The organism is Streptomyces sp. NPDC090106, assembly GCF_044747265.1.
GTDB lineage: Bacteria > Actinomycetota > Actinomycetes > Streptomycetales > Streptomycetaceae > Streptomyces.
This window is the reverse complement of record NZ_JBIVDS010000014.1, coordinates 213,010-232,018: the sequence shown is the minus strand read 5'-3', so window position 1 is coordinate 232,018 and position 19,009 is coordinate 213,010. Positions and strand designations below refer to the sequence as shown.

Sequence of the window (19,009 nt, the reverse complement as noted above, 5' to 3'; positions counted from 1 at the left end):
CCCGCCTCACTTCTCCAGCGCCCCCGCGAGGTCCAGCGCCGCCGCGATCCGGGCCGCGATGTCCTCGGCGTACGTCGCGTCGGAGCGCTCGAACGGGGTCCGCCCGGCCGTGCGCAGGAACGTCACGACGCCGAGGGTGCGGCCCCGGCTGCGCAGCACCGCGCACAGGGCGTGCACCGTCTCCTGGGGCCACTGCCGGGCCGAGGCCCACTCCCGCGCGCGTTCCGCCGGGACCGAGCCGACACTGGCCCGTACCGAGCCCGCCCGCTCCACGCACTGGAGGGCGGGGTGGCCGTCGGCGTAGCGCACCGGCAGTCCGGCCTGGCCGATGATCAGGCTCGGCCCCGGCGCCCCGGAAGGGGTCGCCGCGGCCCGCACCAGGCGGACCGGGGTGTCGGTCTGGGAGTCGGCGGTGGCCGCCTCGCCCGCGACCCGGTCGATGAGGGCGTGGTCGGCGAAGCCCGCGAGGGCGAAGTCGAGATGGATCGTGGCCGCCTCGGCGGGGTCCTCGCACTCGGTGGCGGCACGGGCCGCGCGGTGCAGCTGGTTGGTGCGGAAGCGCAGCATGGCCGCCTCCTGCTCGGCCAGCTTGGACCCGGTGATGTCGTTGAAGAGCCAGCCCACGCCCAGCGGCACGGGCTCCTCGGCCAGCGGCGAGGCCAGCCGGACGAAGCCGCAGCGCCAGCAGCGCCGCTGCTCGCCGTCGGGCGTGCGCACGCTCACCCAGATCTCGGCGGGCGCGGGCGGGGCGCCCTCCGCCAGCACGTGGGTGAGGGCGCTCTCCAGCTCCTCCACGCCCTGCGCGAGGAGCTCCCCGAGGGGCCGCCCGAGGACGGCGGTGCGGCCGATGCCGAGCGCGCGGGCCGCGTGCGCGTTGACGACCGCGGGCCGCAGATCGGCGTCGACGAGCACGACGCCCCAGCTCGCGTCCTCGAAGAGGGCCTCGCTGAGCGCGATGGAGCGCTCCAGGTCGATCTGTGTATGCACCTCGCTGAACGCGCAGTACACGCCGGCGGGCTTGCCGTCGGCGCCGCGCACGGCGGCGGACTGGGTCCGCACCAGCACCCGTCCGCCGTCCTTGGTGAGCAGCGCGAACTCGTGCACCTGCCGCCCGGGGGCCCGCATGGCGGACATCAGCCGCTCCTCGACCTCCTCGGCGTCGGCGCTGCGCACCGCCCAGCCCGCGAAGCCCTGGCGTCCCACCGCCTCGGCGGCGGTCCAGCCGAGGATGCGCTCGGCCTCGCGGTTCCAGTGCGTGACGACGCCGTCCGCGTCGAAGGCGCACAGCGCCGCGTCCATGCCGTCGAGCAGGGCCGCGAGCAGGTCCGAGCCGGGCCGCTCGGGCCGGCCGGGTTCTTCCGGCCCCAGCTCGTCGGTGGTCCCACTACGCCGGGAAGCACTCAACTGGACCCCCTGCAGGCTGCGTCCGTACGTACGGCACGTCGGTTCGCTCACTTGCAATCATCTAACTGGAACGTGACACAGCACACACCGGGTTCCCACAAGTTGGGGGAATCGTTGTACGCCGCTCCCGTATCCGGGCATGTCACGTCCCACCTCCCCGCCCCGTGGCCGCCTCAATCTCGATCTTCACAAAAGATGATTCGGTCGCTTCGCGAAAAAACCGGTTGAGCCGCCGCCGGGGGCTTCCTAGGGTGTGGCCTACGTCGAAGGGAGGTGATCGGGTACATGAGTGAAACCCGGACGCGCGAGGTGGCTGCGGGCTAGCGGCCCGCCACCACACTCAGTGCGGTGCCGGACCGGTGCGCGAACCACGCGTACGGCCGGCCCAATCCCAGCAGTCACCCGACCCGCGAGTTCGCCGGTACGTCCGGCCGGCTCCCGCACCCAGGCTCTGCCCAGGTGGGGGAACCCGAGCTCGCGGGTCGCCTGCGTCCCGGGCGCAGTACGCTTGCGCCATGCTTCCGCTCGTTCGACGCCGCCACGTGGACTACGTCCGCGTCACGAGCACGGGCTGTCGACGCTCCTTCTGAGCACTCCGGCCCCCTGGGCAGCGCACTGCCTTCTTCGTTCCTCATCTCACCCTGTGGACGCACCATGACCCACGTGTCGGCGAATCCGTCGTACCAGCAGCTCCCGATCATCGACCTCTCCGCCGCGGACCGCGGGCCGCAGGCCCGTGCGCTGCTGCGGGCCCAGTTGCACAGCGCCGCGCACGACGTGGGGTTCTTCCAGCTCATCGGGCACGGCGTCACCCGGGAGGAGACCGAGCGGCTGACCGGCGCGATGCGGGCCTTCTTCGCGCTGCCGGAGACGGACCGGCTCGCCCTCGACAACGTCAACTCGCCGCACTTCCGCGGCTACACGCGCACCGGCGACGAGCGCACCGGCGGCAGCCGCGACTGGCGGGACCAGCTCGACATAGGCGCCGAGCGGCCGGCGCGGGCTCCCGGGACCGGGGAGCCGGCGTACTGGTGGCTCCAGGGGCCCAACCAGTGGCCCGCGGCCCTGCCCGAGCTGCGGGAGGCCGCCCTCGGGTGGATCGAGCGGCTCGGCGCGGTCGCCGAGCGGCTGCTGCACGAGCTGCTCGCCTCCATCGGGGCGCCCGCCGACTTCTACGACCGGGTCTTCGGCGAGCGGGCGCATCCGCATCTGAAGCTGGTGCGCTACCCGGGCAGCGCCGGGGACGGGGCCGGTCAGGGGGTCGGCGCCCACAAGGACTACGGGTTCCTGACCCTGCTGCTCCAGGACCAGGTCGGCGGGTTGCAGGTGCAGCGGGAGGACGGCCTCTTCCATGACGTGCCGCCGCTGGAGGGAGCCTTCGTCGTCAACCTCGGCGAGCTGCTGGAGGTGGCGACCGACGGATACCTGGTCGCCACCAACCACCGGGTGGTGTCCCCGCCCGGGGCGACCGAGCGGTTCTCCGTGCCGTTCTTCTACAACCCGCGGCTGGACGCGCGCGTGGAGCCGCTGCCGTTCCCGCACGCGGGCACCGCGCCGGGGGTGACGGACGACCCGGCCAACCCCCTGTTCGCCGAGTACGGCTACAACGAGCTCAAGGGCAAGCTGCGGGCGCATCCCCTGGTGGCCGAGCGCCACCACGGGGACCTGCTCGCTCCCGCGTGAGCGGGCCCGGGGCTCAGCGGGCGATGTCCTCGTAGCCCTCGATCTCCTGCGGGCCGCGGGTGCCGGGGCCGATGTAGCGGGCGGAGGGACGGACGAGGCGGCCGGTGCGCTTCTGCTCCAGGATGTGCGCCGACCAGCCCGCGGTGCGGGCACAGGTGAACATCGAGGTGAACATGTGCGCCGGGACCTCGGCGAAGTCGAGGACGATCGCGGCCCAGAACTCGACGTTGGTGGCCAGCACCCGGTCGGGGCGGCGGGCGTGCAGTTCGGCGAGCGCGGCCTTCTCCAGGGCCTCGGCGACCTCGAAGCGGGGTGCGCCCAGCTCGCGGGCGGTGCGGCGCAGCACGCGCGCGCGGGGGTCCTCGGCGCGGTAGACGCGGTGGCCGAAGCCCATGAGGCGCTCGCCCTTGTCGAGGGCCTGGCGCACGTACGCGTCGGCGTCCCCGGTCCGCTCGATCTCCTCGATCATGTGGAGCACGCGGGAGGGGGCGCCGCCGTGCAGCGGCCCGGACATGGCGCCCACCGCGCCGGAGAGGGCGGCGGCGACGTCCGCGCCGGTGGAGGCGATGACCCGGGCGGTGAAGGTGGAGGCGTTCATGCCGTGCTCGGCGGCGCTGGTCCAGTAGGCGTCGACGGCGGCCACGTGCTTGGGGTCGGGCTCGCCGCGCCAGCGGATCATGAAGCGTTCGACGACGGACTGCGCCTTGTCGATCTCGCTCTGCGGGACCATGGGCCGGCCCTGGCCGCGGGCGGACTGGGCAACGTAGGACAGGGCCATGACGGCGGCCCGGGCGAGGTCGTCGCGGGCCTGGTCGGCGTCGATGTCGAGCAGCGGCCTGAGGCCCCACACGGGGGCGAGCATGGCCAGCGCGGACTGGACGTCGACGCGGATGTCACCGGAGTGGACGGGGATCGGGAACGGCTCCGCGGGCGGCAGACCGGGGCGGAAGGCCCCGTCGACGAGCAGGCCCCACACGTTGCCGAACGAGACGTGGCCGACCAGGTCCTCGATGTCGACGCCCCGGTACCGCAGGGCGCCGCCTTCCTTGTCCGGTTCGGCGATCTCCGTCTCGAACGCGACGACTCCTTCGAGGCCAGGGACGAATCCGGGGTCGAAGTCGGACATCAGGCGGCTCCTCATGATGTGGACGACGGTCATCTGCACGATATCTCCGAGTGCCACCTTTGGGGAGAGTTCGCGGCACTGAGTGCCACCCTCCGTGGAGTGACGTGCGATACGGCAGGATGACCGCGTGACCGACGCAGACGCCCGTTCCGGCGGCCCCGACCCCGCCTCCATGCGTGAGCAGTACCGTGCCGAAGGGCTCGCCGAGGCCGGCCTCGCCGCCACCCCGGTGGAACAGTTCGCGCGCTGGTTCCGGCAGGCCGCCACGCAGGCGGGACTGTTCGAGCCGAACGCGATGGTGGTCTCCACCGCGGACGCGCAGGGGCGGCCCGCCTCCCGCACGGTGCTGCTGAAGCAGTTCGACGAGCGGGGCTTCGTCTTCTACACCAACTACGGCTCCCGCAAGGGCCGCGACCTCGCGGAGAACCCGTACGTCTCGTTGCTCTTCCCGTGGCATCCGATGGCACGGCAGGTCATCGTCGGCGGGGTCGCCCGGCGGACCGGGCGGGACGAGACCGCCGCCTACTTCCGCACCCGGCCGCACGGCTCCCAGCTCGGCGCGTGGGCCAGCGCCCAGTCCTCGGTGATCGCCACCCGCGCGGAGCTGGAGACCTCCTACGCCGAGCTCGCCGCCCGCTATCCCGAGGGCGGGCAGGTGCCGGTGCCGCCGGACTGGGGCGGCTTCCGGGTCGCTCCGGAGACGGTGGAGTTCTGGCAGGGCCGGGAGAACCGGCTGCACGACCGGCTGCGGTACGTGGCGCGGCCGGACGGGAGCTGGCGGGTGGAACGCCTCAGCCCCTGACCGTCCCGGTCCCTGGCCGTCTCGGTCCCCGGCCGTCTCAGTCCGTGGACGTCCCGCCCAGGACGTCGTCGAGCAGCCCCGCCCAGTGGGTGACCACCCGCTCGCGGCGGCTGCGGTCGTCGGTGAGGAGGTTGGCGAGGCCGAGGCCGCGGGCCATGTCGAGAAGGCCCTGGACCGTCTCGCGCACGCCGGGCGCGGACTCGTCGACGCCGAGGAGGTCCACGGCGATGCGGTGGGTCTCGCGGCCGACGCGGGCCTCCAGTTCGGTGACGCGCGGGCGCAGCTGCTCCTCGTCGGACGCGGCGACCCACAGGTGCAGGGCCGCCCGGAACAGCGGTCCCGTGTACAGGTCGACCAGGGCGGAGACGGCCGCCCGGCGGTCCTGGACCACCCCTTGGGGGAACAGGGCGCGCAACGCCGTGGAGCGTTCCTCGGCGACGTACTCGACGGCCGCGGTGAAGAGGTCCTCGCGGGTCGGGAAGTGGTGCTGGGCGGCGCCCCGGGAGACGCCGGCGTGCTCGGCGACGACGGTCACCGTGGAGCCCGCCCAGCCGCGTTCGGCGAGGCAGGCCACGGCGGACTCCAGGAGGCGCTGCCGGGTGGCCCGGCTGCGGTCCTGCTTGGGCGTGCGGTCGGTGCGGTCGGCGCTCACAGCGCCCATGAGGGGTCCCGTCGTTCAAGGAAGGCCGTCATGCCCTCGCGGGCCTGCGCGGAGGCGAACAGGCGGGCCGAGAGCGCGGTCAGGTCGGCCGCATCCCGGTCGAAGGCTTCCAGCACCCTAACCGTGAGCAGCCGTTTCGTCTCCGCCAGGCCCTGCGGGGACGACCTGCGCACCCCCTCCAGCATCCCCTCCAGTACGGCGTCCACGTCGTCCCCGACCGCCGTGAGCAGGCCGGTGCGGACGGCCTCGGCGGCGTCGAACCGCTCGCCGGTGAGGTAGTGACGGGCGAGAGCGCGCGGGTCGGTGCGCGGCAGCAGTGTCAGGGAGATCACCGCGGGCGCCACCCCGATCCTGACCTCGGTGAACGCGAAGGTCGCGGTCGGTGCGGCGACCGGCAGGTCGCAGGCGGCCAGCAGCCCGAGCCCGCCCGCGCGGACATGGCCGGTGACGCGCGCGAGGACCGGCTTGGGGAGTTCGACGATCTGCCGGAGCAGCCCGACGAACGCGTCCGGGTCGGGCGGTTCGCGCAGGTCGGCGCCCGCGCTGAAGGTGGAGCCGGTGTGCGCGAGGACGACGGCGCGCACGTCGCCGTCCTTCGCGCACTCCGCCAGCGCGTCCGCGAGCTCGCCGACGAGCGTGGCCGACAGGGCGTTGCGGGTGTGCGGGGAGTCGAGGGTGAGGGTCTCCACCCCCCGGGTGCGGGTACGGCCGATCACGGTCACCGGAGCTCCCTGAGCTGCCGTCGGAGGATCTTCCCCGAGGCGGCCCGGGGCACGCCGTCGATGAAGGTGACCTGGCGGACCCGTTTGTAGGGGGCGACGCGTTCGGCGACGTACATCATGATCTCGCTCTCGGTGAGGTCGGCCGCGGCCTGCTGGCGCACCACGTACGCGCGGGGGACCTCGTTGCCCTCGTCGTTGTAGACGCCGATGACGGCGGCGTCCGCTATGCCCGCGTGGGTGAGGAGCAGCGCCTCCAGTTCGGCGGGGGCGACCTGGAAGCCCTTGTACTTGATGAGTTCCTTGACCCGGTCGACGACGAACAGCCAGCCGTCCGCGTCGACATGGCCGACGTCCCCGGTGCGCAGCCAGCCGTCGGGGTCGATCATGTCGGCGGTGGCGTCGGGGCGGCCCAGATAGCCCTTCATGACCTGCGGGCCCCGGATGACGATCTCGCCGGGTTCGCCGACGCCGACGTCCTTGGCGGGATCGTCGAGGGAGACGATCCGCATCTCGGTCCCGGCGATGAGCTTGCCGACGGTCCCGGGCGGCGCGTCCCGCATGAGGTCCACGGGGACGACATGGGTGCCGGGCGACAGCTCCGTCATGCCGTACGCCTGGCCCACCGGCGGCAGGTTCAGCCGGGCCGAGCAGGCGGCGGCGAGCTGGGCGTCCAGCGGGGCGGCGGCGCTGACGATGTGCCGCAGCGACGACAGGTCGTACTCGGCGACCAGCGGGTGCTTGGCGAGGGCGAGGACGATCGGCGGCGCCACGAACAGGTCGGTGATGCGGTGGTTCTGGATGGCCGCGAGGAAGGACTCCAGGTCGAAGCGGGGCAGGACGACGACCGTGGCGCCGTGCCGCAGCGGTGCGTTCATCAGGGCGGTCAGGCCGTAGATGTGGAAGAAGGGCAGGACGGCGAGGATGCGGTCGCCGGGTTTCGCCGGCATCAGCGGTTCGAGCTGGGCCAGGTTGGTGGCGATCTGCCGGTGGGTGAGCATCACGCCCTTGGGGACGCCGGTGGTGCCCGAGGAGTACGGCAGCGCCGCCACGTCCTCGGCCGGGTCGATGGCGACCTGGGGTTCGGGGGCCGTCGTCGCGAGCATGTCGAGGAGCGAGCGGTGCCCGGGGGCGCTGTCGCAGACGAAGATCTCCTCGACGCCGCCCGCGAGTTCGGCCGCCCGGCGGGCCGTCTCCAGGAGCGGGGAGACGGTGACGATCCAGCGGGCCGCCGAGTCGGTCAGCTGTTTGGCGAACTCCTCGGCGGTCGCGAGCGGGTGCACGGTCGTGACCGAGGCGCCCGCGCGGGTGGCCGCGTAGAACACCGTAGGGAAGGCGACCGTGTTGGGGCTGTGCAGGGCGAGGACGTCGCCCTTGCGGACGCCCGCCTCGGCGAGCCCGGCGGACACCTTGCGGTGGAAGGCGTCCAGTTGGGCGTAGGTCAGGGTGGTGCCGTCGGTTCCGTCGATCAGTGCCGGGGTGTCGCCGAACTCGGCGGCCCGGCCCAGCACCGCCTCGTGGATGGGGAGTTCGAGCGGTGGGACGTCTGCGTACTCGCTGCGGAACACGGTTCCTCCAGAACGGCTCGATGCGGCGCGGCTCGGCGCGGCGCGGCTCAGTACGACTTGGGCAGGCCCAGGGTCTGGTGGGAGACGTAGTTGAGAATCATCTCCCTGCTCACCGGAGCAATACGAGCCACGCGCGCCGCCGTTATCAACGAGGCGAGCCCGAATTCCCGGGTGAGCCCGTTGCCGCCGAGGGTGTGCACCGCCTGGTCGACCGCCTTCACGCAGGCCTCGCCCGCCGCGTACTTGGCCATGTTGGCCGCCTCGCCCGCGCCGACGTCGTCGCCCGCGTCGTAGAGATGCGCCGCCTTCTGCATCATGAGGCGGGTCAGCTCCAGGTCGATGTGCGCCTGCGCGAGGGGGTGGGCGATGGCCTGGTGGGCGCCGATGGGCGTGTTCCACACGCTGCGGTCCTTGGCGTACGACAGGGCCTGCGCGAGGGCGTAGCGGCCCATGCCGACCGCGAACGCGGCCGTCATGATCCGCTCGGGGTTGAGTCCGGCGAAGAGCTGGAGCAGGCCCGCGTCCTCGTCGCCGACGAGCGCGTCCGCGGGCAGCCGTACGTCGTCGAGGGTGAGCTCGAACTGCTTCTCCACGGCGTCCAGTTGCATGTCGATGGCGCGCCGCTGGAAGCCGGGCGCGTCCCTGGGGACGATGAACAGGCAGGGCTTGAGGCGGCCCGTGCGGGCGTCCTCGGTGCGGCCGACGATGAGGGTGGCGTCGGCGAGGTCCACTCCGGAGATGAAGACCTTGCGGCCGGTGAGCAGCCAGTCGGTGCCGTCCCTGCGGGCGGTGGTGGTGATGCGGTGGCTGTTGGAGCCCGCGTCGGGTTCGGTGATGCCGAAGGCCATGGTGCGGGTGCCGTCGGCGAGTCCCGGCAGCCACTCCCGCTTCTGGGCGTCGGTGCCGAAGCGGGCGATGACCGTGCCGCAGATCGCCGGGGAGACGACCATCATCAGCAGGGGGCAGCCGGCCGCGCCCAGTTCCTCCAGGACGATGGAGAGTTCGCTGATGCCGCCGCCTCCCCCGCCGTACGCCTCCGGCAGGTTGACGCCGAGGTAGCCGAGCTTGGCCGCTTCCGCCCAGAGGGCCTCCCGGTCGTAGGTGCGGCCGTGGCGTTTGCCCAGGGCGGCGACGGCCGAGCGCAGGGCCTTGTGTTCTTCGGATTCGAGGGTGGGGGTCATGGGTTCCCTTCCCGGGTGCGGGTGGTCGGTGGCCGGTCGTGCTCACGCGGCGGCGGCACGGCGATACCGTCGCGCGCTCCTCTTCAGGCGGGTTCCACTACCGCCAACAGGGCGCCCACCGCCACCTGTTGGCCTTCGCTCACCCGGATCGCCGTCAGGGTTCCGGTGGCCGGGGCCGTGATGCGGTGCTGCATCTTCATCGCCTCCAGCCAGAGGATCGGGGCGCCCGCCTCGACCTGCGCGCCCTCCGCCAGACCGGGCGCGATCCGCACGACCGTGCCCGGCATGGGCGCCAGCAGGGAACCGGGGGCGAGCTGGGCCGCGGGGTCGGGGAAGCGGGGCAGGGCGGTGAGGGCTGTGGGGCCGACGTACACCTCGTCGCCGTGGCGGGCCACCTCGAACGTGCGGCGCACACCGTCCGCTTCGAGGACGACACGGTCGGCGCCGGCGTGGACCACGCGCACCCCGTCGGCCTCCGGGCCGGTGCGGGTGTGGCGGTAGCGCACCTCGTGCTCCTCGCCGTCCGCCGTCGCGTACCGCTTGACCTGGGGCTGGGAGGGCACGTTGCGCCAGCCGCCGAAGCGGGAGCGGCCGGCCGCGTCCGCGAGGGCCGCCGCGAGAGGCGCGTACGGGTCGGGGGCGGCCTCGGTGAGGCGGGCGAGGTGACGGTCGTAGAAGCCGGTGTCCATGGCGGCGGAGGTGAACTCGGCGTGGCGCAGGGAGTTCACCAGCAGGGTCCGGTTGGTGACCGGGCCGTGGATCGTGGCGCGTTCCAGGGCGCCCGCGAGCTTGCGCAGCGCCTCGGCCCGGGTGGGGGCGTGGGCGACGACCTTGGCGAGCATCGGGTCGTAGTGGACGCCGATCCCGTCGCCGTCGGTGTAGCCGGTGTCCAGGCGGACGCCGTCCGGTACGGCCAGGCGGTGCAGGGTGCCGGTCTGCGGGGTCCAGTCGCGGGCCGGGTCCTCGGCGTAGAGGCGGGCCTCGACGGCGTGGCCGCGCGCGGCGGGCGGCTCGGGGGCGAGCGCCTCGCCCTCGGCGACCTGGAGCTGGAGGGCGACCAGGTCGACGCCGAACACCTCCTCGGTGACCGGGTGCTCGACCTGGAGGCGGGTGTTCATCTCCAGGAAGTGCGCCCGGTCGTCCGCGACGAGGAACTCCACCGTGCCCGCGCCGACGTACGAGACGGCGCGCGCGGCGCGTACGGCCAGCGTGCGCAGCTCTTCTTCGAGCCGGTCCGAGAGCCCGGGGGCCGGGGCCTCCTCGACGACCTTCTGGTGGCGGCGCTGGAGGGAGCAGTCGCGGGTGCCGAGCGCCCACACCGTGCCGTGGGTGTCGGCGAGGATCTGCACCTCGACGTGGCGGCCGTTCTCCAGGTAGGGCTCGACGAACACCTCGCCGTCCCCGAAGGCGCTCGCGGCCTCGGCGCCCGCGCCCTCCAGGGCGGCGTCCAGCTCCTCCAGGCGGCGCACGATCCGCATCCCGCGCCCCCCGCCCCCGGCGGCGGCCTTCACCAGCACCGGGAGGTCCTCCTCGCGCACCTCCCCCAGCGGGGCGAGCCCCATCAGTTCCTTGGCGCGCGTCTTGGACGCCATCGCCTCGATCGCCTCCGGCGGCGGCCCGATCCACACCAGGCCCGCGTCGCGCACGGCCCGCGCGAAGTCCGCGTTCTCGGACAGGAAGCCGTACCCGGGGTGCACGGCGTCCGCGCCGGCGGCGATCGCGGCCTTCACGACCAGGTCACCGCGCAGATACGTCTCGGCGGGGGTCGCCCCGGGCAGGCGTACGGCCGCGTCGGCCACGCGCGCGTGCAGGGCGTCCTCGTCGGCGTCGGAGTGCACGGCGACCGTGCGGATGCCCAGCGCGTGGCAGGTGCGGAAGACGCGGCAGGCGATCTCGCCGCGGTTGGCGACCAGAACAGAAGTGATCACTGAAGGGTTTCCCTCACATCCGGAAGACGCCGAAGCCGCCGCGCGCGCCCTCGTAGGGCGCGGTGTGCAGGGCGGACAGGCACAGGCCGAGGACGGTGCGGGTGTCGCGCGGGTCGATGACGCCGTCGTCGTACAGCCGCCCGGACAGGAACATCGGCAGGGACTCGGACTCGATCTGCTGCTCCACCATCGCGCGCAGCGCCGCGTCCGCGTCGTCGTCGTACGGCTGTCCCTTGGCCGCCGCGGACTGGCGGGCGACGATCGAGAGGACCCCGGCGAGCTGCTGGGGGCCCATGACGGCCGACTTGGCGCTCGGCCAGGCGAACAGGAAGCGCGGGTCGTAGGCGCGTCCGCACATGCCGTAGTGGCCGGCCCCGTAGGAGGCGCCCATCAGGACGGACAGGTGCGGCACCCGGGAGTTGGAGACCGCGTTGATCATCATCGCGCCGTGCTTGATGATGCCGCCCTGCTCGTACTCCTTGCCGACCATGTAGCCGGTGGTGTTGTGGAGGAAGAGGAGGGGGATGTCGCGCTGGTTCGCCAGCTGGATGAACTGGGCGGCCTTCTGGGACTCCTGGCTGAACAGCACGCCCTGGGCGTTGGCGAGGATGCCGACCGGGTAGCCGTGCAGGGCGGCCCAGCCGGTCACCAGGCTCGTCCCGTACAGCGGCTTGAACTCGTCGAAGTCGGAGGCGTCGACGATCCGGGCGATGACCTCGCGCGGGTCGAAGGGCGTCCTCAGATCGCCGGGGACGATCCCGACGAGCTCCTCGGCCGAATACCTGGGCGGCTCGGCCGGGCCCGGATCGCCGTACGCCTTGCGGTGGTTGAGGCGGGCCACCACCCTGCGGGCCTGGCGCAGGGCGTCCTGCTCGTCGACCGCGAAGTGGTCCGCGAGGCCCGACACGCGCGCGTGCATCTCGGCGCCGCCGAGCGACTCGTCGTCGCTCTCCTCGCCGGTGGCCATCTTCACCAGCGGCGGACCGCCGAGGAACACCTTGGCCCGCTCCTTGACCATGATGACGTGGTCGGACATGCCGGGGACGTAGGCGCCTCCGGCCGTGGAGTTGCCGAAGACGACGGCGACGGTGGGGATGCCCGCGGCCGACAGGCGGGTCAGATCGCGGAAGACGGCCCCGCCGGGGATGAAGATCTCCTTCTGGGAGGGGAGATCGGCGCCCCCGGACTCCACCAGGCTGATGCAGGGCAGCCGGTTGGCGAGCGCGATGTCGTTGGCGCGCAGGGCCTTCTTCAGCGACCAGGGGTTGCTGGCGCCGCCGCGCACGGTCGGGTCGTTGGCCGTGATCAGGCACTCCACGCCCTCGACGACCCCGATCCCGGTGACCAGCGAGGCGCCGACCGCGTAGTCGCTGCCCCAGGCCGCCAGCGGCGACAGTTCCAGGAAGGGCGTGTCCGGGTCGAGGAGCAGTTCGATGCGCTCCCGGGCGAGCAGCTTGCCGCGCGCGCGGTGCCGTTCGACGTACTTGGGGCCGCCGCCCGCGAGGGCCTTGGCGTGCTCGGCGTCCAGATCGGCGAGTCTGGCGAGCATCGCGTCGCGGTGGGCGCGGTAGTCGGGGCTGCCGGTGTCCAGCACCGACGACAGGACGGTCACAGCAGGGCCTCCGGTAGGTCGAGGTGGCGGGAGCGCAGCCATTCGCCGAGCGCCTTGGCCTGCGGGTCGAAGCGGTGCTGGGCGGCGACCCCGGCGCCGAGGACGCCCTCGACGACGAAGTTCAGGGCCCGGAGCTCCGGCAGGACGTGCCGGGTGACGGGCAGCGGGGCCGTCTCCGGGAGGAGTTCGCGCAGGAGGTCGACGGTGAGCGTGTGGGCCAGCCACCGCCAGGCGTCGTCGGTGCGCGCCCACACCCCGATGTTGGCGTTGCCGCCCTTGTCGCCGCTGCGGGCGCCGACGACGAGCCCGAGCGGCGCGCGGCGGGTGGGGCCGGGCGGCGGCGGCTCGGGCAGCGGCGGCTCCGGGAGCGGCGCCAGGGCGAGGGCGTCGGCGGCCGGGGGCACGGCGACCCGCCGCCCGTCGGGCAGGACGGCCACTTGGTCCACGGCGTCCTGGGGCACGTACACGTCCTCGAAGACCCCGTAGGGCGCGCCCTTCCCGGGCGGGGCGAGGACATGGAAGCCGGGGTAGCTGGCGAGGGCGAGTTCGATCGCGGCGCCGCTGAGCGCCCGCCCGACGGCCTCCTGCCCGGGGTCGCGGACGACGAGCCGGAGCAGGGCGCTCGCGGTCTCCTCGGTCGGGGCGTCGGGGTGGTCGGTGCGGGCCAGGTCCCAGCGGACGTCGGCGACCTTGCCGAGGTGCGGTTCCATCTGGGCGCGCACCAGCGCCGCCTTGGCCTCGATGCCGAGGCCGGTCAGCACGAAGACGACCTCGTTGCGGAAGCCTCCGAGGCGGTTGAGCCCCACCTTGAGGTCCGGGGGCGGCGCCTCGCCGCGGACGCCGTCGATCCGGACCCGGTCGGGGCCCTCCTGGGTGAGGCGGACCGTGTCGAGGCGGGTGGTGACGTCGGGTCCGGCGTACCGGGCGCCGCCCGTCTCGTACAGGAGCTGCGCGGTGACCGTGCCGACGTCGACGAAGCCGCCGGTGCCGGGGTGCTTGGTGATGACGGCGCTGCCGTCCTCGTGGATCTCGGCGAGCGGGAAGCCGGGCCTGCGGACGTCGCCCTCGGTGAAGAAGGAGTAGTTGCCGCCGGTGGCCTGGGTGCCGCACTCCAGGACGTGCCCGGCGACGACGGCGCCCGCCAGCCGGTCGTACTCCCCCGGCCCCCAGCCGAAGTGCGCGGCGGCGGGCCCGGTGACCAGGGCCGCGTCCGTGACCCGGCCGGTGACGACGACGTCCGCGCCCGCGCGCAGGCACTCCGTGATGCCGAAGCCGCCGAGGTAGGCGTGCGCGGCGAGGCTGTCGGGGTGCGCGGCCCTCAGGTCGTCGCCCTCGACGTGCGCCACGCGGACGGGGATGCCGAGCCGGTCGGCCAACTCCCGTACGGTCTGCGCGAGTCCGGCCGGGTTGAGGCCGCCGGCGTTGGCGACGATCCGCACCCCGCGTTCCTGGGCGGTGCCGAGGCACTCCTCCAACTGCCTCACGAACGTGCGGGCGTAACCGGCGGCGGGGTCCTTCAGGCGGTCGCGGCCGAGGATGAGCATGGTGAGTTCGGCGAGGTAGTCCCCGGTGAGGACGTCGAGTTCACCGCCGGTGAGCATCTCGCGCATCGCGTCGAAGCGGTCGCCGTAGAAGCCGGAGGCGTTGCCGATGCGGAAGGTCACGCCGTGGCCCCCTTGGGCGCGCGGCCCTCGCCGGGCGGGCCCGCGAAGGCCTGCGCGATGTCCAGCCAGCGGTCGGCGTCCGGGCCGACGGCGTCGAGCGCGAGGTCGGCACGGTGGGCGCGCTGGGTGACGAGCAGGCAGAAGTCGAGGGCGGAGCCGGTGACCCGCTGGGGCGCGTCCCCGGGGCCGTACGTCCACACGTCACCTGAGGGTGAGCGGAGTTCGAGCCGGAACTCGCCGGCCGGCGGGGTGATCCCGCGCGCCCCGAACGCGAAGTCCCGCGCCCGCACGCCGATCCGCACGACGTGACGCAGCCGGTCGGTGGGCTCCCGCTCGACGCCCAGCGCGTCGGCGACGTCCTGGCCGTGCGCCCAGGTCTCCATGAGCCGCCCGGTCGCCATCGAGGCGGTCGACATGGGCGGCCCGTACCAGGGGAAGCGGGCCCCGGCGGGCGCGGCGCGCAGCGCACGGTCGAGCGCGGTACGCCCCTCCCGCCACCGCCCCAGCAACTCCTCCGGCGCCAGCGCGGCGCCCGCGTCGGCCCCGTCGTCGACGAACGTCTCCGGCGCCTTCAGCGCTCCTTCCACCAGCCCCTGGAACGCCTCGGCGTCGGTCACGGCCAGCAGGGCCGAGTGGTCCGTCCACGCGAGGTGGGCGATCTGGTGGGCGATGGTCCAGCGGGGCGCGGGCGTCGCGAGACGCCAGCGGTCGGGATCCGAGGCGGCTACGAGCCGGTCGAGATCCTCGCTCTCCGCGCGCAGGTCGTCGATGACGGGCGTGGGGTCGGCCATGGGGGGAGCATGGCAGCGGCCGGATAAACAATCAAGCGTGCTTGCATGATTTTATGAGGGGCGGGGTTCCTGGACCGGGGCGGGAGCCGGGTGCGCGCGGGCTCGGCAGGACTGCGCCCACGCGAGGCCCCGGGGCGCATGCCTCACCGGGGTCCGGCACGGCAGGGGACCGGACCGGCCGACCTCGGCACCCTCCGCGAACTCGGCAACCGACGCGGCCCGCCCGAGCCCGGACGGCACACACGCCCCCGACCGCCCGGGACGCCCTCACATGGGCAACCCTCAGGACACCCGGCCGCACCGAAGGGGAATCCGGCACGACCGGAGGGGACAAGTCGGCCCCGGCAGCCTCCGCGGCGGCCCCGCGGACTCGACAGCCCACGCGGCCCACCCAGGCGCGGACCGCACACCCACCCACAGCCGCCCGGGACGCCCGCACACGGGCAACCGCATGACGCCCAGGACCACATCCGGCCGCACCGGAAGGGAATCCGGCACGACCCGGAGCCGGTCAGCCGGTCAGCCGGTCCTGGCGGGTGCCGGTGCGGCGTCCGTGGCGTTCTCGGCCTCGCCGGTCTTCGCCCTCTCCGCCCCCTCGGCGGACCTCGCGGTCCTCGCGGACCTCGCGGAGCGCCTCCTTCGGCCCGTCTGGGTGCGGACCGCGCCCATGCTCGCCGCGATGATCAGGGCGATGGCCAGGGCCTGGGAGGTGGCGAGGGCCTGGTCGAGGATGAGGAAACCGGCGGTGGCGGCGATCGCGGGTTCGAGGCTCATGAGGACGGCGAAGGTGGAGGCGGGAAGGCGGCGCAGCGCGATGAGTTCGAGGGTGTAGGGCAGCACCGAGGACAGGACACCGACGGCCGAGCCGAGGGCGACGGTCGTCGGGTCGGTGAGCTTGGCGCCGGACTCGACGATGCCCATCGGCAGGATCACGACCGCCGCCACGACCATGGCCAGCGCCAGCCCGTCGGCCTGGGGGAAGCGGCGGCCCGTACGGGCGCTGAAGACGATGTACGCCGCCCACATCGCGCCCGCGCCGAGCGCGTACAGGACACCCACCACGTCCAGGCCGCCGAATCCGCCGCCGCCCAGCAGGACCACACCGGCCAGCGCGAGGACCGCCCAGACGGCGTTCAGCGCACGGCGGGAGGCGAGGACGCTCAGGGCCAGTGGGCCGAGGACCTCCAGGGCGACCGCGGGACCGAGCGGGATGCGGTCGATGGCCTGGTAGAAGAGGCCGTTCATGCCGGCCATGGTCAGACCGAACACGATCACCGTGCCCCAGTCCGCCCGGCCGTGCCCGCGCAGCCTCGGCCGGCACACCACCAGCAGCACGAGCGCCGCCGCGACCAGCCGCAGCGTCACCACGCCGAGCGCCCCGGCGCGCGGCATCAGGCTCGCCGCGAGGGCACCGCCGAACTGCACCGAGATCCCCGCGGACAGCACCAGACCGATGGAGCCGAGAGAGCCCCGGCGCTGCGGGGAAACCGGGGTCGACGTGCTCACGGGGCCTTCCAGGGGACTCGCTGCGGGATCGTTCATCAGGGTGCACTGATGAGTCCAGAGTAATGGACTCCGTCAGGTGTGTGAACCCGATTTGGAACTGTCCCGCATGACTCCGCTCACGCCGCCGGGCCCGTGCCGCGCCGACTCGGTACCCCCGGCGGTGACGTGCTTGGATTGCCTCGACCTGGACTACGAGGGTGGGGGAACGGTGTCGGAGGACACGGCCGCGGCCGAATTCGCCGGGCTGCTGCGGGAGTTGAAGGACCGCTCCGGACTCAGCTACGGAACGCTCGCCAAGCGCCTGCACATGAGTACGTCGACGCTGCACCGCTACTGCAACGGCGACGCCGTCCCCGCCGACTACGCGCCCGTCGAACGCCTCGCCCGCCTCTGCAAGGCCTCCCCGGCGGAACTCGTCGCACTGCACCGGCGATGGGTGCTGGCCGACGCGGACCGCGGGCGGAAGCCGTCGGCGGCACCTCGGCCCGATCCCGGCCCCGGCCTCGCTCCCGGCCTCGATCCCGATACCGGCCTCGATCCCGAGAACGAACCCGAGCCCGAGAGCGAGCCCGAGCCGGCCCCCGCCCCCGAGCCGACGCCCGCTCCGGACGCCTCCGCCGAGCTGACCGTCACCGCGCGAGGCGCCGTGACTTCCCCTGCGGGCGGGGCGCGGCGCCGGGTCCGCCGGGCCGCGCTCGCCGTGCTCGTCGTGTGCGCCGTCGCCGGGGTGATCGCGGTCGGCGCGAACCTGGCCGCTCCGCGCGGCGACGACGCCCGGGACGGCGCCGCCGGTGCCGTGTCCGCCGCGGACGGCACGACGCCCGGTACGGCGGAGGGAACCGGGTCCGGTTCGCCCTCGCCGTCGCCCTCGCCCGCCCGGCCCTCGGGCTCCGCGACCGGTGCGCCCGGCGCCGGCCGGACCACCTCCCCGGCCCCCTCGGAGACGGCCGGCGGCGACACCGCGACGGGCATTCCGCTGACGGTGACCACCCAGCCGTACTCCTGGACCGATCCGTGCAGCCAGCACTACCTGGTCGACCAGCCGCCCGCCAAGGTGGCGCCGCCGCCGCTGGAGGCGGACGCGTCCGCGTGGGTGCGGGCGGCCGGGGCGGTGTCGGCGGGCGAGCAGTTCGTGACGCTCACCGTGCAGGGCACCGGCGAGGAGACCGTCGTCCTCGACAGTCTCGTCGTGCGCATGGCCGGCCGGCGCACGCCCCTCGCCTGGAGCGACTACGCCATGGGCTACCCGGGCGTCGGCTGCGGCGGCAACGTGCCGACCCACTCCTTCACCGTCGCCCTGGACGCGACGCGGCCCGCCGTCGCGCCGGTGGCGGGACAGCGGGACTTCCCGTTCAAGGTGAGCGAGTCCGACCCGGTGGTCTTCCACATCACCGCGGACGCCTCCGCGTACGACGTCAGCTGGTACCTGGAGCTGAGCTGGACCAGCGGTTCCCGGCACGGCGGCGTCACCGTCGACGACACCGGGCGGCCGTTCCGCACCAGCGGCAGCAACGGACGCCCGGCCTACGAGTTCCCGCTCCACGGGGACGGCTGGGTGGAGGCGGGGACGACCGTCCCGTAGGCCGGGCCCTCGAAGGCATCCGCTACCAGGTCAGGGCCGTCTGCGCGTCGTACTGCCAGTAGGTGACGCTCAGGGAGCTGTCGACGTACACGCCCTTCGCGGGCAGCGGGACCTCGGCGCCCTCGTCGGTGAACTCCAGGTTCCGGTCCTGGTAGGAGAGGGAGAGGGTCTTGGCCCGGTAGCCGCCGGTGCCGCTGCCGTCGGCGGCGGACAGGCCGACGCCCGCGTACCCCTTCTCGCCGGGGGCGAGGGTGAGGACCGCCTGGGGCTGCGAGTCCTCGATGACCGGGGGCACCGACTGGGCGCCGGTGAACCGCAGCGCCGGGTAGCCGTAGACGCTGCACGTGCGGGAGCCGGTGTTGGTGACGGTCAGCAGCAGGTGGTTGATCGGGCGGGACACGGCCTGCGCGGTGACCTCGGTGTCGGTGCACATGGAGCCGGCCGAGGAACCGGAGGAGTCGTTGCCGGAGGACGAGTCCTTGCCGGAGGAGGACTCCTTGCCGGAGCCCGACGTGCCGCTCCCGCCCGACGTGCCGGACGAGGAGCCCTTGTCCGACACCGGCGTCTTGGCGTCACCGGACGTGCCGTCCGAGGCGCCCTGCCCCGACGCCGAGGCCGACGCCCCGGCCGACGCCCCGGCCGGGGACGGCTCGCCACCGATCGCCCGGCCGACGTCCGCGCCGGACGCCCCGCAGGCCGTGAGCGTGAGCGAGGCGAGCGCGCCGACGGCGGCGGTGAGCAGGGTGGCGCGGCGGCGAGAGACGGTGACGGACATGGTGTGT

Annotated in this window: 15 protein-coding genes; 3 read left to right on the top strand and 12 right to left on the bottom strand. The window is 73.8% G+C overall.

What is annotated here, in order from left to right:
* Window positions 1–6 precede the first annotated feature (6 nt).
* Window positions 7–1,404, bottom strand: coding sequence for a PAS domain-containing protein (locus ACIPSE_RS37175; RefSeq protein ID WP_401671800.1), 1,398 nt, complete (start codon window positions 1,402–1,404; stop codon window positions 7–9).
* Between the two features lie 654 nt (window positions 1,405–2,058).
* Between ACIPSE_RS37175 and ACIPSE_RS37170 the strand changes: the two genes are divergently transcribed.
* The gene (locus tag ACIPSE_RS37170) at window positions 2,059–3,087 is read left to right on the top strand and encodes an isopenicillin N synthase family dioxygenase (protein ID WP_401671798.1); all 1,029 of its coding nucleotides are present in this window, start codon (window positions 2,059–2,061) and stop codon (window positions 3,085–3,087) included.
* 13 nt (window positions 3,088–3,100) lie between these two features.
* Here ACIPSE_RS37170 and ACIPSE_RS37165 read toward each other — a convergent pair whose 3' ends face one another.
* A complete protein-coding gene (locus ACIPSE_RS37165) occupies window positions 3,101–4,213 on the bottom strand; it encodes a citrate synthase 2 (RefSeq protein ID WP_401671983.1) in 1,113 nt (370 codons plus the stop codon).
* A 172-nt stretch (window positions 4,214–4,385) separates the two neighbouring features.
* Between ACIPSE_RS37165 and pdxH the strand changes: the two genes are divergently transcribed.
* Window positions 4,386–5,015 carry a pyridoxamine 5'-phosphate oxidase gene (gene pdxH, locus ACIPSE_RS37160; protein WP_401671981.1) on the top strand — a complete coding sequence of 210 codons (630 nt, stop codon included), beginning with the start codon at window positions 4,386–4,388 and terminating at the stop codon, window positions 5,013–5,015.
* A gap of 37 nt (window positions 5,016–5,052) precedes the next feature.
* On the opposite strand, the gene ACIPSE_RS37155 is transcribed toward pdxH, so the two are convergent.
* From ACIPSE_RS37155 to ACIPSE_RS37115, 9 genes are all read right to left on the bottom strand, one after another.
* The gene (locus ACIPSE_RS37155) at window positions 5,053–5,676 is read right to left on the bottom strand and encodes a TetR/AcrR family transcriptional regulator (RefSeq protein ID WP_401671796.1); all 624 of its coding nucleotides are present in this window, start codon (window positions 5,674–5,676) and stop codon (window positions 5,053–5,055) included.
* Window positions 5,664–6,398 carry an enoyl-CoA hydratase family protein gene (locus ACIPSE_RS37150; RefSeq protein ID WP_401671794.1) on the bottom strand — a complete coding sequence of 245 codons (735 nt, stop codon included), beginning with the start codon at window positions 6,396–6,398 and terminating at the stop codon, window positions 5,664–5,666. Before ACIPSE_RS37150 ends, ACIPSE_RS37155 begins: the two co-directional genes overlap by 13 nt.
* Complete coding sequence (locus ACIPSE_RS37145; protein WP_401671791.1) at window positions 6,395–7,963, bottom strand: 4-coumarate--CoA ligase family protein; 1,569 nt, start codon at window positions 7,961–7,963, stop codon at window positions 6,395–6,397. The genes ACIPSE_RS37150 and ACIPSE_RS37145 overlap by 4 nt, the downstream gene beginning before the upstream one ends.
* Before the next feature lie 47 nt (window positions 7,964–8,010).
* Window positions 8,011–9,144: an acyl-CoA dehydrogenase family protein gene (locus ACIPSE_RS37140; protein WP_401671789.1), complete on the bottom strand. Its 1,134-nt coding sequence runs from the start codon at window positions 9,142–9,144 to the stop codon at window positions 8,011–8,013.
* An 83-nt stretch (window positions 9,145–9,227) separates the two neighbouring features.
* The gene (locus ACIPSE_RS37135) at window positions 9,228–11,072 is read right to left on the bottom strand and encodes a biotin carboxylase N-terminal domain-containing protein (protein ID WP_401671786.1); all 1,845 of its coding nucleotides are present in this window, start codon (window positions 11,070–11,072) and stop codon (window positions 9,228–9,230) included.
* A gap of 13 nt (window positions 11,073–11,085) precedes the next feature.
* Window positions 11,086–12,684 (bottom strand): acyl-CoA carboxylase subunit beta, encoded by a 1,599-nt coding sequence (locus tag ACIPSE_RS37130; protein WP_401671784.1) that lies wholly within the window; start codon window positions 12,682–12,684, stop codon window positions 11,086–11,088.
* On the bottom strand, window positions 12,681–14,294 hold the full coding sequence (locus tag ACIPSE_RS37125) for an acyclic terpene utilization AtuA family protein (RefSeq protein WP_401671978.1): 1,614 nt from the start codon (window positions 14,292–14,294) through the stop codon (window positions 12,681–12,683). Before ACIPSE_RS37125 ends, ACIPSE_RS37130 begins: the two co-directional genes overlap by 4 nt.
* Before the next feature lie 50 nt (window positions 14,295–14,344).
* Complete coding sequence (locus tag ACIPSE_RS37120; RefSeq protein WP_401671781.1) at window positions 14,345–15,139, bottom strand: TIGR03084 family metal-binding protein; 795 nt, start codon at window positions 15,137–15,139, stop codon at window positions 14,345–14,347.
* 519 nt (window positions 15,140–15,658) lie between these two features.
* On the bottom strand, window positions 15,659–16,681 hold the full coding sequence (locus tag ACIPSE_RS37115; RefSeq protein WP_401671778.1) for an EamA family transporter: 1,023 nt from the start codon (window positions 16,679–16,681) through the stop codon (window positions 15,659–15,661).
* Window positions 16,682–16,853: 172 nt separating this feature from the next.
* Between ACIPSE_RS37115 and ACIPSE_RS37110 the strand changes: the two genes are divergently transcribed.
* Window positions 16,854–18,227 (top strand): helix-turn-helix domain-containing protein, encoded by a 1,374-nt coding sequence (locus ACIPSE_RS37110; protein ID WP_401671776.1) that lies wholly within the window; start codon window positions 16,854–16,856, stop codon window positions 18,225–18,227.
* Window positions 18,228–18,249: 22 nt separating this feature from the next.
* On the opposite strand, the gene ACIPSE_RS37105 is transcribed toward ACIPSE_RS37110, so the two are convergent.
* Window positions 18,250–19,002: a DUF4232 domain-containing protein gene (locus tag ACIPSE_RS37105; RefSeq protein ID WP_401671774.1), complete on the bottom strand. Its 753-nt coding sequence runs from the start codon at window positions 19,000–19,002 to the stop codon at window positions 18,250–18,252.
* Window positions 19,003–19,009: the final 7 nt, after the last annotated feature.

What these genes read in the sequence shown, in the direction of transcription:
- ACIPSE_RS37105 (WP_401671774.1), bottom strand. Translation starts at nt 19,002, where the DNA reads ATGTCCGTCACCGTCTCTCGCCGCCGCGCCACCCTGCTCACCGCCGCC.
- pdxH (WP_401671981.1), top strand. Translation starts at nt 4,386, where the DNA reads ATGCGTGAGCAGTACCGTGCCGAAGGGCTCGCCGAGGCCGGCCTCGCC.
- ACIPSE_RS37115 (WP_401671778.1), bottom strand. Translation starts at nt 16,681, where the DNA reads ATGAACGATCCCGCAGCGAGTCCCCTGGAAGGCCCCGTGAGCACGTCG.
- ACIPSE_RS37165 (WP_401671983.1), bottom strand. Translation starts at nt 4,213, where the DNA reads ATGTCCGACTTCGACCCCGGATTCGTCCCTGGCCTCGAAGGAGTCGTC.
- ACIPSE_RS37120 (WP_401671781.1), bottom strand. Translation starts at nt 15,139, where the DNA reads ATGGCCGACCCCACGCCCGTCATCGACGACCTGCGCGCGGAGAGCGAG.
- ACIPSE_RS37140 (WP_401671789.1), bottom strand. Translation starts at nt 9,144, where the DNA reads ATGACCCCCACCCTCGAATCCGAAGAACACAAGGCCCTGCGCTCGGCC.
- ACIPSE_RS37125 (WP_401671978.1), bottom strand. Translation starts at nt 14,294, where the DNA reads ATGCGCGAGATGCTCACCGGCGGTGAACTCGACGTCCTCACCGGGGAC.
- ACIPSE_RS37170 (WP_401671798.1), top strand. Translation starts at nt 2,059, where the DNA reads ATGACCCACGTGTCGGCGAATCCGTCGTACCAGCAGCTCCCGATCATC.
- ACIPSE_RS37155 (WP_401671796.1), bottom strand. Translation starts at nt 5,676, where the DNA reads ATGGGCGCTGTGAGCGCCGACCGCACCGACCGCACGCCCAAGCAGGAC.